The sequence below is a fragment of the Variovorax sp. GW821-FHT09D04 genome (assembly GCF_059416405.1).
The window spans coordinates 82,113-96,054 of the sequence record NZ_JBWKPA010000017.1 but is presented as its reverse complement, the minus strand read 5'-3'; the positions used below and the strand labels follow the sequence as shown (position 1 = coordinate 96,054).

At 68.0% G+C, this 13,942-nt stretch carries 9 protein-coding genes; 3 read left to right on the top strand and 6 right to left on the bottom strand.

What is annotated here, in order from left to right; translation table 11 throughout:
- The first annotated feature begins 287 nt into the window (after positions 1-287).
- Positions 288-2,864 (top strand): hypothetical protein, encoded by a 2,577-nt coding sequence (locus tag AC07O4_RS30665; RefSeq protein ID WP_495306499.1) that lies wholly within the window; start codon positions 288-290, stop codon positions 2,862-2,864.
- 98 nt (positions 2,865-2,962) lie between these two features.
- Here AC07O4_RS30665 and AC07O4_RS30660 read toward each other — a convergent pair whose 3' ends face one another.
- The 5 genes from AC07O4_RS30660 to AC07O4_RS30640 all read right to left on the bottom strand — a co-directional run bounded on the left by AC07O4_RS30660 (position 2,963) and on the right by AC07O4_RS30640 (position 10,329).
- Complete coding sequence (locus AC07O4_RS30660) at positions 2,963-3,889, bottom strand: cation diffusion facilitator family transporter (RefSeq protein WP_495306498.1); 927 nt, start codon at positions 3,887-3,889, stop codon at positions 2,963-2,965.
- Positions 3,879-7,088, bottom strand: a complete 3,210-nt coding sequence (locus AC07O4_RS30655) for a CusA/CzcA family heavy metal efflux RND transporter (protein ID WP_495306497.1) — start codon at positions 7,086-7,088, stop codon at positions 3,879-3,881. The genes AC07O4_RS30660 and AC07O4_RS30655 overlap by 11 nt, the downstream gene beginning before the upstream one ends.
- Positions 7,089-7,098: 10 nt before the next feature.
- A complete protein-coding gene (locus AC07O4_RS30650; RefSeq protein ID WP_495306496.1) occupies positions 7,099-8,481 on the bottom strand; it encodes an efflux RND transporter periplasmic adaptor subunit in 1,383 nt (460 codons plus the stop codon).
- Between the two features lie 26 nt (positions 8,482-8,507).
- Positions 8,508-9,851, bottom strand: a complete 1,344-nt coding sequence (locus tag AC07O4_RS30645) for a TolC family protein (protein WP_495306495.1) — start codon at positions 9,849-9,851, stop codon at positions 8,508-8,510.
- A gap of 103 nt (positions 9,852-9,954) precedes the next feature.
- Positions 9,955-10,329: a hypothetical protein gene (locus AC07O4_RS30640; RefSeq protein WP_495306494.1), complete on the bottom strand. Its 375-nt coding sequence runs from the start codon at positions 10,327-10,329 to the stop codon at positions 9,955-9,957.
- Between the two features lie 162 nt (positions 10,330-10,491).
- Between AC07O4_RS30640 and AC07O4_RS30635 the strand changes: the two genes are divergently transcribed.
- A complete protein-coding gene (locus AC07O4_RS30635; RefSeq protein WP_095746105.1) occupies positions 10,492-11,169 on the top strand; it encodes a heavy metal response regulator transcription factor in 678 nt (225 codons plus the stop codon).
- Between the two features lie 97 nt (positions 11,170-11,266).
- A complete protein-coding gene (locus AC07O4_RS30630) occupies positions 11,267-12,595 on the top strand; it encodes a heavy metal sensor histidine kinase (protein ID WP_495306493.1) in 1,329 nt (442 codons plus the stop codon).
- Positions 12,596-12,601: 6 nt separating this feature from the next.
- On the opposite strand, the gene AC07O4_RS30625 is transcribed toward AC07O4_RS30630, so the two are convergent.
- Positions 12,602-13,855: a cation:proton antiporter gene (locus tag AC07O4_RS30625; protein ID WP_495306492.1), complete on the bottom strand. Its 1,254-nt coding sequence runs from the start codon at positions 13,853-13,855 to the stop codon at positions 12,602-12,604.
- Between the last annotated feature and the right edge of the window lie 87 nt (positions 13,856-13,942).

Sequence of the window (13,942 nt, the reverse complement as noted above, 5' to 3'; positions counted from 1 at the left end):
AGGGTAGGGTTTTACGTGGGTCAGTCTTAGACGGAAATTACTGCGTTAACTGGGTCAAATTTCGGCGGCAATCAACACGCGTCCTGTTTGATGTCGAAATGTCTGCAAATGGAATTTCTATTGAAAAATTCCAAACATTCAATGCCAATCTAAATCTCCTAATCCCGCAGCCAGAGCTTCAAGATATTGAAGAAGTTAATTACGGAGGATCCTCAAACAATGTATTTTCTGTTGCAGGCGGTTCCACGTTGACCGGGTTGGCTTCTGGACTTCATGGCGAATCCGGCGTGGACACTGTGAAGCTGACTGGAGCGAGCCAGATTCTTGATCTGATCGCTTTGGCGGAAAAAATCAGTTCTGTTGAGGTCATCGACCTCACCGGCACAGGCAACAACACTCTCAAGCTGTCGCTGGCCGAAGTGATGGAAAACGGCGGCATGAACCTGTTCGTCAACGACGGGCGCGTGCAGATGCAGGTGCTGGGCAACAGCGGCGACGTCGTCGACCTGGGCGACCTTCTGAACAACGACCACCTGGGCTACTGGAGCAAGAGCGGACAGGTCACCCTGAGCGGCGTTGCTTATGACGTCTACCAGCACTCGGGCCTGGCGGCGGAAGTGCTCGTTCAGCAGGGCGTCGAGGTGAAGCTCGGCCTAAACACGTCGATCACGATCGATGGCCTGGGCAAGGACAGCGGGGTCGCCACCGACTTCGTGACCGCCGATGGCAACGCTGGTCGCGTGGTCACCGGCAGCCTCGGTGGCGCACTGGCCAGCGGTATGAAGGTCCAGGTGTCGGTCGATGGCGGCAAGACCTGGCAGGACGCCGTGGTCAACGGCAAGAACTGGGCCTTCGTGGACACCCCGGCGCACAGCAGCGACTGGAGCGTTCAGGTCCGCATCAGCGACGGCCAGGGCCACAGCGGCGCGGTGGTCGAGCGCGAAGTCACGCTGGTCGAGGCGGCCGAGGCACCGTCGATCATGCGCATTCCAGATGCCGAAGGCATCTACACCACCACGAAGGCGCAAGACGGCTCGCAGGTGCTGCTGTCGCTCGCCGGTACGGGCGCCAAGGCTGGCGACACGGTGCACATCCAGTGGGGCATGAGCACCTACGACCAGGTGCTGACACAGCTGGACATCAACGGCGGCATCGCCACCCTCAACGTTCCGTCGACCGTGACCTACTCGTACCAGGGCGCGGCCAAGGACTTCGCGGTCACCGCGCAGATCATCGGCAAGGACGGTGCGATCGGCGCGGTGTCCAAGCCCTACGAGGTGGTAGGCACGGCCACGTTGACGACGGCCAGCGACACCTTGCAGAAGGCGCCTGTCGGCGACGTGTACACCGGCACCGGCTTCAAGGTCACGACCACGGGCAGCCTGAGCTACAAGGCCGCGACGACGACCACATTGGCCGGCCTGACGCTGAACGACACCGCACAGGCGAACGCGCTGTTCACCCTGGACAAGCCGGCCAACTACTTCACGCTGCGTCTGACCGGCATCGACAACGCCATGGGTGCGCAGATCCAGGTGTTCGACGTGAAGGGCAATCTCATCCACACCGAGAACTTCATCGGTGGTACCGATGCGCGCCATACCAAGGTGTTCACCTACACCTCGGCGGAGCTGGTGGACATCGGCTCGTTCAAGGTCATCTCGCTGAGCCCGAGCGTGACGCTGGACGCGTTCAGCCAGAAGGTGGTGAACCACGTGGCGGAAACGCGCGACCCGAACCTGATCGACTACGCGCCCGAGACCTTCTACGGCAGCGCGGAAGACGATGTGGTGTCGCTGCAGGTGAGCGCAACGAGCTACTTCAACCAGGCCACGGCGGGTATCCACGGCGGCGGCGGCATCGACACGCTCAAGCTCGAGGGCTACGCGCACGTGCTCGACCTGACCAAGGTGGGGAGCAAGCTCAGTTCCATCGAGGTCATCGACATCACGGGCACCAACTACAACACGCTGACCCTGTCGCTGGCCGAGGTGCTGAAAAACGGCGGCGTCGACCTGTTCTACCAGGGCGACAAGAGCCGTGTGCAGATGATGGTCAAGGGCAATGCCGGCGACACCGTGAACCTGAGCGACCTGCTGGCCGGCGGCATTGACCAGGGTGATTGGGTCAAGAAGAGCAGCGTTACGGTGCAGGGCGTGGCGTACGACAGCTACCAGCATTCGTCGCTCGCCGCCGAACTGCTGGTGCAGCAGGGCGTGACCGTCAAGGTCACCAACTCGACGCTGGTCGGTGCGGTCGGCACGTTCGAAGCACCGTCGGATGCCATGCCAGACGCGCTCCCCGATGACGAAGTGCTGAGCCACTCGACCCAGGGCTACACCCAAGGCGACGACACGATCATCGCCAAGCTCGGCTTCGCCGACCGCCTCAGCGGCGGCGCCGGCAACGACACCTTCATGAATGTCGGCACGGGCGACACGGTGCACGGCGGCTCGGGCGACGACACGATCCGCATCAACAGCGGCGACTTCGAGCGCGTTGAAGGCGGTCTTGGCATCGACACCCTGGTCATGGACGGCAAGGCCATGCACATCGACCTGTCGGCGCTCGGCGCAAAGCTCCAGGGCTTCGAGAAGTTCGACCTGGGCGCAGGCGGCAACACGCTGGCGCTGAGCGCACACGACCTGCTGGCCGGTGGCGCACGCGACATGGTCTCGGCCGACGGCAAGGTGCAGATGCTGGTCAACGGCGCCAACGGCGATGTGAACCTGCTCGGCGGCAACGACAGCTGGACCCTGGGCAATGCAGCCACGGTCGGCGGCGTGACCTACAGCGTCTACACCAACCTCGCCGGCACCGCCGAGCTGCTGGTCGAAGACAAGGTCCACGTGACCATCCTCTAAGCTTGCAGTCAGGCCACGCGGCGCCCCATCGGCGCCGCCCCCGACGCGACAGTTGCCCCGTGCGACTGTCGCGTTTTTTGTTGTGCCCCGCCCTGGCGTCAGCCCGCCGTCACCGCAGGCCCGAACCCATGCCCTTCCCCCGCCTGCTCGCACGGCACGCGCTCCACCTGCACGGTCGAGTGGTGGATGTCGAACTTCTCGGCCAGCAGGCCGCGCAGCCGCAGCATCAGCGGCGCCAGGTCGACCACGTCGGGCGTGCACACCACGTGCACGCTCAGGCTCACCTTGCCGCTGGACAGCGCCCACACATGCAGGTCGTGCAGGCCGGCCACGCCCGGCTGCGCCTGCAGCGCGCGCTCGACCTCGGGCAGGTCGACGTCGTCGGGCACGCCTTCGAGCAGCACGTTGAGGCTCTCGCGCAAGAGGCGCCAGGTGCGCGGCAGCACCCACAGGCCGATGGCGACGGCGATCACCGAGTCGACCCAGGCCCAGCCGGTGAAACGGATGACGAGCGCGCCCACGATCACGCCGACGGAGCCGAGCATGTCGGCCCACACTTCCAGGTAGGCGCCCTTCACGTTGAGGCTCTCGTCCTTGCCGCTGGCCAGCAGGCGCATGCCGATGAGGTTGACCACCAGGCCGCCGATGGCCACGAGCAGCATCATGGTCGACTGGATCTCGGCCGGCTGCGAGATGCGCCGGTACGCCTCGTAGAGCACGTAGATCGCCACGAAGAACAGCAGCACCGCATTGACCACGGCCGCCAGGATCTCGAAGCGGTAGTAGCCGAAGGTGCGGCGCTTGTCCGCCGGCCGCTTGCCCAGCCAGATGGCGGCCAGCGAGATGGCCAGCGCCACGGTGTCGGTGGCCATGTGGGCCGCGTCGGACAGCAGCGCCAGGCTGCCCGACACGAGCCCGCCGATCACCTCGGCAACGAGGTAGGTGGAGGTCAGCGCCAGCGCCCAGCGCAGCGCTTTCTCGTTGCCACCAGCAACGGCTGTGGCGTGTGAATGCTCATGGGCCATGGGAACCTTGCAGTGCGGGATCGAGAGGTGCGCCGTGTTGCTGCTCTGCGTTGACTTCCTGCACCTCGTCTTCATCGCGCCGGTGCGCGATGCGGTACAGCAGCGGCAACACCAGCAGCGTCAGCGCGGTCGACGACAGGATACCGCCGATGACCACGGTGGCCAGCGGGCGCTGCACTTCGGCGCCGGTGCCGGTGGCGATGGCCATGGGCACGAAGCCCAGCGAGGCGACCAGCGCGGTCATGAGCACGGGGCGCAGCCGCGTGAGCGCGCCTTCGCGAATCGCTTCGTCCAGCGGCAGGCCGCCCTCGCGCAGGTTGCGGATGAACGAGATCATCACCAGCCCGTTGAGCACGGCCACGCCCGACAGCGCAATGAAGCCCACGGCCGCCGAGATCGACAGCGGAATGCCGCGCAACCACAGCGCGACGATGCCGCCCGTGAGCGCGAACGGAATGCCGGTGAACACCAGCAGCCCGTCCTTCAGGTTGCCGAACATGGCGAACAGCAGCGTGAACACCAGCAGCAGCGACACGGGCACCACCACCTGCAGGCGCTGCGTGGCGGAGGCCAGGTTCTCGTACTGGCCGCCCCACACGGTCCAGTAGCCCGGCGGAATGCGCACGGCGCGCATGGCCTCCTCGGCCTCGGCCACGAAGGAGCCGAGGTCGCGCCCGCGCACGTTGGCGCTCACCACGATGCGGCGCTTGCCGTCTTCGCGGCTGACCTGGTTGGGGCCGGGCGCGAGGTCGAGCGTGGCCACCTCGCCCAGCGGGATGAAGCTGGTGCGTAGCCCCTCGCCGCCCGCACCCTTCGGCAGCGCGATCGGCAGGCGGCGGATGGCGTCCAGGTCGGTGCGCAGGGTCTCGGGCAGGCGCACGAGGATGTCGAAGCGGCGGTCGCCGTCGAACAGCGTGCCGGCCTCTCGCCCGCCCACGGCGGTCGAAATGGCGTCCTGCACGTCGCCCACATTGAGGCCGTAGCGCGCGGTCTTCTGGCGGTCGATGTTCACGGTGAGCATGGGCAGGCCGGTGGTCTGCTCCACCTTCACCTCGGCGGCGCCGGGCACCTTGCCCAGCGCGTTCGACACCTGCGCGGCAGTCTGGTTGAGCACGTCCATGTCGTCGCCGAAGATCTTCACGGCCACGTCGCTGCGCACGCCCGAGATCAGCTCGTTGAAGCGCAGCTGGATCGGTTGCGAGAACTCGTAGTTGTTGCCCGGCAGCTTCTCGACCTCTTCCTGCACGGCCGCCAGCAGCTCGGGCCGCGTGCGCCTGGGCTTGGGCCACTCGCTCTCGGGCTTGAGCATGATGTAGCCGTCGGAGATGTTCGGCGGCATCGGGTCGGATGCGATCTCGGCCGTGCCGGTGCGCGCGAACACGCGCTCGATCTCGGGGAACTTGTCTTTCAGCGTGCGCTCGAGCTGCTTTTGCATCTCGACCGACTGCGTGAGGCTGGTGCCCGGAATGCGCAGCGCCTGGATGGCGAAATCGCCCTCGCTCAGGCTGGGCACGAACTCGGTGCCCAGGCGCGTGGCCAGCAGGCCCGACAGCACCACGGCCACCACGGCCGTGGTGATGACCAGCGGCTTGGCGTTCATCGCGCGCGACAGCAGCGGCGCGTAGCCGCGCTTGGCCCACAGCATGAGGCGGTTTTCCTTCTCGGCGACCTTGTTGCCGATGAACAGCGCCACGGCGGCCGGGATGAAGGTGATCGACAAAATCATTGCGCCCAAGAGCGCAATCACCACGGTGAAGGCCATCGGGTGGAACAGCTTGCCCTCGACGCCGGTGAGCGCAAAGATCGGCAGGTACACGATCATGATGATCAGCTGGCCGAACAGCAGCGGCCGGCGCGCCTCCTGCGAGGCCGCGAACACTTCATGAAAGCGCTCGCTGCGCGTGAGCGCCCTGCCGTGTTTCTCCTGCGCGTGCGCCAGGCGCCGCACGCAGTTCTCCACGATCACCACGGCGCCGTCGATGATGATGCCGAAGTCCAGCGCCCCCAGGCTCATGAGGTTGGCGCTGACCTTCTGGTTCACCATGCCGGTGAAGGTGAAGAGCATCGACAGCGGGATCACCGTGGCGGTGATGATGGCCGCGCGGATGTTGCCCAGAAACAGGAACAGGATCGCCACCACCAGCACCGCGCCCTCGAAGAGGTTCTTCTTCACGGTGGCGATGGCCTTGTCGACCAGCACCGTGCGGTCGTACACCGTCACGGCCTTCACGCCCGCGGGCAGCGTGCGGTTGATCTCCTGCATCTTCTTGTCGACCGCCTGCGAGACGGTGCGGCTGTTCTCGCCGATGAGCATGAACACGGTGCCCAGCACCACCTCGCGGCCGTTGTCGGTGGCGGCGCCGGTGCGCAGCTCCTGGCCGATGCCGACCTCGGCCACGTCGGACACGCGCAGCGGAATGCCGCCGGCGTTGCCCAGGATCACGTTGCCGATGTCTTCCACCGACTTCACCTGCCCCGGCGCGCGAATGAGGTACTGCTCGCCGCGCTTCTCGATGTAGCCCGCGCCCACGTTGGCGTTGTTGCGCTCCAGCGCGGTGACCAGGTCGGTCATCGTGAGGCCGTGCGCCAGCAGCTTCGCGGGGTCGGGTGCGATCTGGAACTCCTTGGCGTAGCCGCCGATGGAGTTGATCTCGGTCACGCCCGGCACGTTGCGCAACTGCGGCTTGATGATCCAGTCCTGAATCTCGCGCAGGTCGGTGGGCGTGTAGGGCTTGCCGTCGGCCTTCTTCGCGCCCTCTTCGGTCTCGACGGTCCACAGGTAGATCTCGCCCAGGCCGGTCGAAATGGGCCCGATCACCGGCGACACGCCGGGCGGCATGCTCTCGCGCGCCGACTGGATGCGCTCGTTCACGAGCTGGCGCGCAAAGTAGATGTCGGTGCCGTCCTTGAAGATCACCGTGACCTGCGACAGGCCGTAGCGCGACAGCGAGCGCGTCTGCTGCAGGCCCGGCAGGCCGGCCATGACGGTCTCGATGGGGTACGTGACGCGCTGCTCGGCTTCGAGCGGCGAGTAGCCGGGCGCGGAGGTGTTGATCTGCACCTGCACGTTGGTGATGTCGGGCACGGCGTCGATGGGCAGCTTCTGGTAGCTGAAGACGCCGAGCGCCGCCATGCCGAGCACGGCCAGCAGGATCAGCCAGCGCTGCTCGATGGAGAAGCGGATGATGCGTTCGAACATGCGGTCGTCCTCAGTGGGTGTGCGTGGCCGAGCTCTTGCCCTGCTGCGACTTCACGACGAAGCTGCCGCTGGCCGCATAGGCCGCGCCGGGCTTCAGGCCGCCCACGATCTCGATGCGCTGGCCGTCGCTGCGGCCGGTCTTCACGTGCTGCGGCACAAAGCCGCCGGGCACGCGCAGGAACACGGTGGGCTGGTCGTCCACCGTCTGCACGGCTTCGGCCGACACGGTGACGGGCGCATCGGTTTCCGACGCCACCAGCTCCACGTTCACGAACAGGCCCGGGCGCCAGGTGCGCTGCGGGTTGGTGAGCGTGACGCGCGCGGTGGCGGTGCGCGTCTGCGCGCCCAGCAGCGAGCCCACGTACGACACGGTGCCGCGCGCGGCCTGGTCGAAGGAACCGGCGCGGATGGTCACGGCCTCGCCGACGCGCACCAGATTCAGGCTGCTGGCGGGCACGCTGATCTCGGCCCACACGGTCGACAGGTCGGAAATGGTGAACACGTTGACCGCCTCGCCCACCGATTCGCCCAGCGAGATGTGCTTTTCGACGACCATGCCGTCGAAGGGCGCGCGCAGTTCGTAGCGGCCCAGCGCCGACGAGCCGGGCGTGGCGCCCAGCGCCAGCAGCTTCTGGTTGGCGTTGGCCACGGCGATCTGCGCCTCCTGCATGGCCTGCTCGGCCTGCAGGTAGTCCTGCTGCGGCGAGATCTTTTCTTCCCACAGTTTCTTCTCGCGGTCGTGCGTGGTGCGCGCCAGCGCCAGCCGGCGCTGCGCGGTCTGCAGCTCGCTGCGCTGCTCCGAGAGCGCGGGGCTGGAGATCACGGCCAGCACCTGGCCGCGCTTCACTTCCTGGCCCAGGTTGGCCGACACGCTGTCGACCACGCCCGCCACGCGCGGCACCACGTGGGCCGTGCGGTCTTCGTTGAACTTGATCTCGCCGGGCAGCTGCAGCGACGTCTTGATGCGCGCCGGGCCGACGCTGTCGATCGCGATGCCGGCGGCCTTGACCTGCTCGTCGGTGAAGGGGATCTTTTCTTCGTCTTCCTTGTGGGCGTTGGCGGCGGCCTTCTGCGGCTCTGCCGATGCAGGCGTTTCCTTGGCGGGCTCCTTGCCTGCGTCCTTGCCTTCTTCCGCGTGGTGTTCCTTGTCGCCATGGCCTTCGTCATGCGAATGGCCGTGGTCGTCTTCCTTGCCCTTGGCGTGGCCCTTGTCTTCCTCGTGGTGCTCGCCGTCGGCATGGCCGGCGGACTCCGAGTGCCCGCCCGCCTCGGGCTTGGACGGCGCGGTGCGCAGGATGAGCGCGCCGGCAACGAGGCCGGCGAGCAAAACGGCGGCAATGGCGATCCACTGCTTGCGGCCGGCGGACGATGTGCGGTTGTGTGGTGTGGTCATGGTCGGAATCGGTTCGGTGTTCTTCTTCAGCGCACGTTCGGCGTCGCGTTCGAGGCGATGTCGTCGCCCTCGGTGCCCAGCAGGCGGTCGAGCTCGCCGGCCGCGCGGTGCGCCTCGGCCAGCGCGACGAGGTACTGGTTGCGCACCTGGAACAGCGTGCGCTGCGCGTCGAGCGCCTCGAGAAAGCTGAACTTGCCCAGCTCGAAGCCCTTGGTGGCGGCGCGGTAGGCGGTCTCGGCGCCGGGCAGTGCGTCGCGCTGCAGCGTCTCGGCGGTGGCGCGCGCGGAGCGCAGGCGCTCGCTGGCCTGCGCCACGTCGGCGCCCAGTTGCAGCTCGGCGGCGGCGAGCTCGTCGCGTGCCTTGTCTTCGCGGCTCAGTGCCTCGGCGATGTTGCCGCGGTTGGTGTCGAAGATGGGCAGCGGCACCGACAGGCCCACCACCACCTGGTTGCGCCGGCTGCTGCTCACGGCCTCGCCGCCCTCGCCTTCCGATGCCGGCACGCGCTTGACGCCGAGCGACACGGTCACGTCGGGAATGCGCTTGGCCTGCTCCAGGTCGCTGAGCGCGCGGCGGCGTTCGACCTCGAGCCGGGCCTGGCGCAGCACGGGCGCATCGGGCAGGCGGCGCGCCACTTCGGGCGCAGCGGCCTGGGTGGGCAGGTGGTCGACCGCGCCGTCCACCTGCGTGAAGCGCGGCGCCGGGTTGCCCCACAGCGCGGCCAGCAGCTGGCGCGATGCGCGCAGCGTGCCCTCGGCCTGCAGCAGTTCGACGCGGATGCCGGCCTCGGCCACGCGCGCCTTCGTTTCCTCGAGCGGCGACACCTTGCCGGCCGCCACGCGGTTGGCCGCGGCGCGGGTGGCGATCTGCGCGAGCCCCACCGAGTCTTGCGCCAGCCGCAGGCGCTCCTGCGCGGTCAGCACGTCGAAGAAGGCGGTGACGGCCGCGGCGCGCAGTTCGGCGCGCCGCGCCGACAGCGCCGACACCGCCTGGTCGCGCGCACGCTCGGCCGCCGTGACGCGCGCGGCGCGCTTGCCGCCCAGCTCGAGGGGCTGGCTCAGCTGCAGCGTGGTCGTGCGGTTGTTGCGGCGCAGGTCTTCCAGCTGCGTGTCGAGCGTGGGGTTGGGCCAGGCGCCGGCCTGCACCACGGCGCCGTCGGCGGCGGCCTGTTCATGGCGCGCGGCCGACAGGCCCGGGTTGGCCTGCAGCGCCAGCGCGACGGCAGTGCGCAGGGTCAGCGGGCCTTCGGGCTCCAGCGTGCGGGCGGGTGCCGACAGGGACGACGAGGGACCGGCCGCCTGCGGGATCTGCTGTGAAAAGGCCGGGGGTACCGCCAAGGCCAACACGGCCAGCGGCACGAAAAGCGTGCGCATCGAATTCTCCTGAGTTGCAAAACAACGGACGGACGAATTCGGCGAGGAGCGCTCAGCTGATGAGTGAGATCAGAAAAAGAAAAGGGGCTGTGCTCTCGCCGAATCAGGCGGAGAGCAACCAGTCGGGGCGCACCGGCACTTCGGCGATGTGCGAGGCGAAGCGTTCGGTGGAAACGGCGCGCAGCGGCTGCGAAGCCACGGGCGCCTGGGCCGGCAGCGCGGCGGCGGTGTCCGCATGCTGAGCCTGCCCGAAGTGGGCAACGATGCAATGGCCGACCGCCGCGTTGGGCTGGCGGGTGCTGTCTTTCTTGGCGCCGTCGCCCGCGTGGGTGCGGTCGGTGCCGCGCGGCTCGTCCTCGTGGTGGCCCCAGTGGCCGCTTCCCTTGTCGCCTTCGTGCAGGCAATAGGCGGCCGACACCGCCCAGCTGTACTGGAAAGGCAAGAGAAACAGCAGGAAAATCAGGAGCCAGCGGCGCATTGTTGACAAAAGTATATCGACGGGGCGTGGCGCGCCGACCAAGAAAAGCCCTGCGAACCGAGGGCCCGGCCCACTGTACGACAGCGTGTCGGCGCTTTGTCCTTCAATAGGATTACTAAATCGTAACCAGCGTCTCGAAAGGCCTTGGGTACGATCCGTACCATGCGAATTCTTGTCATCGAAGACGAACCCAAACTGGGCGATTACCTGAAAAAGGGGCTGGAAGAGAACGGCTACGTGGTCGACATCGCCCGCGATGGCATCGAAGGCCGCTACCTCGCCACCGAGGGCGACTACGCGCTCGTGCTGCTGGACGTGATGCTGCCGGGCATCGACGGCTTTGCCGTGCTGCAGGCCATTCGCCGCACGAAGAACGTGCCCGTGCTGGTGCTCACCGCACGCGACAAGGTCGAAGACCGCGTGCAGGGCCTGCAGCAAGGCGCCGACGACTACCTGGTGAAGCCCTTCTCCTTCTCGGAGTTGCTGGCGCGCGTGCAGGCGCTGCTGCGGCGCGGCAAGACGCAGGAGCCCACGGTGCTGCGCCTGGCCGACCTGGAGCTGGACCTGGTGAGCCGCAAGTGCATGCGCAACCGCACGCGGCTGGACCTCACGGCCAAGGAGTTCACGCTGCTCGTGGTGCTGCTGCGCCGGCGCGGGCAGATCCTGTCGCGCTCCACGCTCGCCGAGCAGGTGTGGGACATGAACTTCGACAGCGACACCAACGTGGTCGAGGTGGCCATCCGCCGCCTGCGCAGCAAGATCGACGACCCCTTCGACGTGAAGCTGCTGCACACCGTTCGCGGCATGGGCTACGTACTCGAAGACCGCTCCTGGGTATGAGTACACCCCCAGGCTTGCCCACTTCGTGTGGCCGCCAACCCCCTTGCAGGGGGCCATACCAGCGGCCCGGCAAAGCCGGTTCCGCGGTATGTCGCGAATGAAGACAAGACCACATTCAATACAGAGCCGGCTCTCGTTCTGGTTCGCCGCGCAGACGCTGTCCGGCCTGAGCATCATCTGCCTGGCGATCTACCTCGTGACCGCCTGGAGCTTCGGCGCCAAGCAGCGCGACGCGCTCGACCAGAAGACGGTGCTCGTCGAGCACCTGCTCAAGGAGGCCGAGAAAGGCGGCGACCTCGTCTTTCTGCGGCACAAGCTCGACGACTTCTTCTCGATGCAGGACGACGTGACCCTGTCGATCGCCAACGCCGGCAAGCCGCTGTTCCAGTCCACGCCGCCGCCGCAGGGCCGCTGGCTGCGGCGCGCCATCGTCGTGCCCTGGCAGAACGGCGACTTCCACACCGACCTGTCGGTGCAGGTCGGCGTGAACATCGCGCAGGACTCCCGGCTGCTCGAACGCCTGGCCTGGACCCTGCTGGGCGCGGTGGTGCTGGGCACGGCGCTGGTGTCGCTCACCGGCATGTGGCTGGTGCGACGCGGGCTGCGGCCGCTGAAGGCGCTGGCCGAGCGCACCGCGGCCATCACGCCCGACCACGTCCACCAGTCGATCGACCCCGGCGCCTTCGCGCAGGAGCTGCGGCCCTGGATCACGCAGTTCAACGCGCTGCTGGCACGGGTGCAGCGCGCCTACGTGCAGCTGGAGTCGTTCAACGCCGACGTGGCGCACGAGCTGCGCACGCCGCTGGCCAACCTGCTGGGCTCGACCGAGGTGGCGCTCACGCGCCCGCGCAGCAACGAGGAGCTGCAGGCCGTGCTGGCCTCCAACCTCGAGGAGATGGGGCGGCTGTCGGGCATCGTGACCGACATGCTGTTTCTTTCGAAGGCCGACCGCGGCACCTCGGCGCGCTCGATGGCCCCGGTGAGCCTGGCGGAGCAGGCGCGCGACGTGATCGACTTCTACGACGCCATGCTCGACGAGGCCGGCCTGCGTGCCGAGGTGCACGGCGAGGCCGTGGCCGAGGTGGACGCGGGGCTGATCCGGCGCGCCCTCTTCAACCTGTTGGGCAACGCGATCCGCTTTGCCGAACCGGCCTCGACGCTGCGCATCGAGATCGCGGCCGCCCCTGGCGGAGAACACGACACCATCGCCGTGATCAACCGCGGCGCGCCGATCGACCCCGAGGCCCTGCCGCGCCTGTTCGAGCGCTTCTACCGCGCGGCCCAGGCGCGCGACGGCTCCACGCGCCACCACGGGCTGGGCCTGTCGATCGTCGAGGCGATCGCGCGCATGCACGGCGGGCAGGTGTTCGCGTCGAGCCAGGGCGGCGAGACGCGCATCGGGTTCAGCGTGCGCCGCAGCGGCTGAAGGGGTTCAGGGCTCGGCGTGCACCGCCGTCTCGGCGGGCTTCGGCTTGCGGCCGACGCACAGCGTCATCAGCGGCCCGGTCATCGCGGTGGTGGCCAGCGCCATCACCAGCAGCATCGTGAAGAGCTCGGGGCCGATCAGGCCGACGTCCAGGCCGATCTTGATGACGATGAGCTCCATCAGCCCGCGCGCGTTCATGAGCGAGCCGGTGGCCAGGCTGTCGCGCCAGCTGTAGCCAGCAATGCGCGCGCCGGCCGCGCCGCCCGCGATCTTGCCCACGGTGGCCACGCCCACGATCAGCAGCATCGCGCCCAGGCTGGCGCCCGAGAACGCGTTGGCCGTGGTGCCCAGCCCCGCGAGCGCGAAGAACAGCGGCATCAGCACCACGATGGAGATCGGCTCGATGCGCTCGCTCAGCGAGCGCAGCAGGCGGTCGTCGCGCGGCAGGCAGGCGCCGAACAGGAAGGCGCCGAACACCGCGTGCAGGTGCAGCCACTCGGTCAGCAGCGCCGTGACCAGCAGGCCGATCATGAGCGCGGCCATCAGCGTGGTCGACGGCTCGCCGTCGGGCGCCTTCACGCGCAACAGCCACGCAAAGGCCGGCTTCAGCCCGAGGAACAGCACCGTGAGCATCACCACCACGCCGACCGTGATCTTGATCAGGCCCGCGTAGCCGTCGCTGGTGCCCACCAGCGCGACCACGAAGGCCAGCAGGATCCACGCGAACACGTCGACCACCGCCGCGGCGCTCAGCGAGAGCTGGCCGAAGGGCGTGCGCGTCATGCCGCGGTCTTTCAGGATGCGCGCCATCACCGGGAAGGCCGTGATCGACAGCGCCGCCGCCATGAACAGCGCGAAGGGCCAGAAACCCACGCCGGCCGGCGCGAGCGTGGGATGCAGCGCCGGCGAGATCGCCAGGCCCAGCACCAGCGGCACCAGCACGCTGAGCACGCCCACCGCACCGGCCGCCTGCAGCTGCGCGCGCATGTTGCGCGTGGCCCGCAGCTCCAGGCCCACCACGAACATGAACAGCACCAGCCCCACCGTCGCCAGCGACGACAGCCCCTGCAGCGACTCCTTGGCGAACAGCTGCGCGTGCAGCGACGGGAACAGCAGCCCCATGACCGCCGGCCCGAGCATCAACCCCGCCGCCATCTCCCCCACCACGCTCGGCTGCCCCACATGGCGCAGCACCCAGCCGCACAGGCGCGCGGTGGTGAGGATGACGACGAGTTGCAGCAGGAGGGTGGTGACGGACATGGCGGGGTCGCGGTGAAAGCGGGAACAGCGGCCGATGTTAGTGCCATCGCCGCCGGCGCCACGCGCCCCGGGGCCCCTCGCTCGAGC

Excerpts from the sequence above, each read along its gene's own strand:
- AC07O4_RS30645 (WP_495306495.1), bottom strand. The coding sequence starts at position 9,851 with ATGCGCACGCTTTTCGTGCCGCTGGCCGTGTTGGCCTTGGCGGTACCC.
- AC07O4_RS30655 (WP_495306497.1), bottom strand. The coding sequence starts at position 7,088 with ATGTTCGAACGCATCATCCGCTTCTCCATCGAGCAGCGCTGGCTGATC.
- AC07O4_RS30625 (WP_495306492.1), bottom strand. The coding sequence starts at position 13,855 with ATGTCCGTCACCACCCTCCTGCTGCAACTCGTCGTCATCCTCACCACC.
- AC07O4_RS30640 (WP_495306494.1), bottom strand. The coding sequence starts at position 10,329 with ATGCGCCGCTGGCTCCTGATTTTCCTGCTGTTTCTCTTGCCTTTCCAG.
- AC07O4_RS30630 (WP_495306493.1), top strand. The coding sequence starts at position 11,267 with ATGAAGACAAGACCACATTCAATACAGAGCCGGCTCTCGTTCTGGTTC.
- AC07O4_RS30635 (WP_095746105.1), top strand. The coding sequence starts at position 10,492 with ATGCGAATTCTTGTCATCGAAGACGAACCCAAACTGGGCGATTACCTG.
- AC07O4_RS30650 (WP_495306496.1), bottom strand. The coding sequence starts at position 8,481 with ATGACCACACCACACAACCGCACATCGTCCGCCGGCCGCAAGCAGTGG.
- AC07O4_RS30660 (WP_495306498.1), bottom strand. The coding sequence starts at position 3,889 with ATGGCCCATGAGCATTCACACGCCACAGCCGTTGCTGGTGGCAACGAG.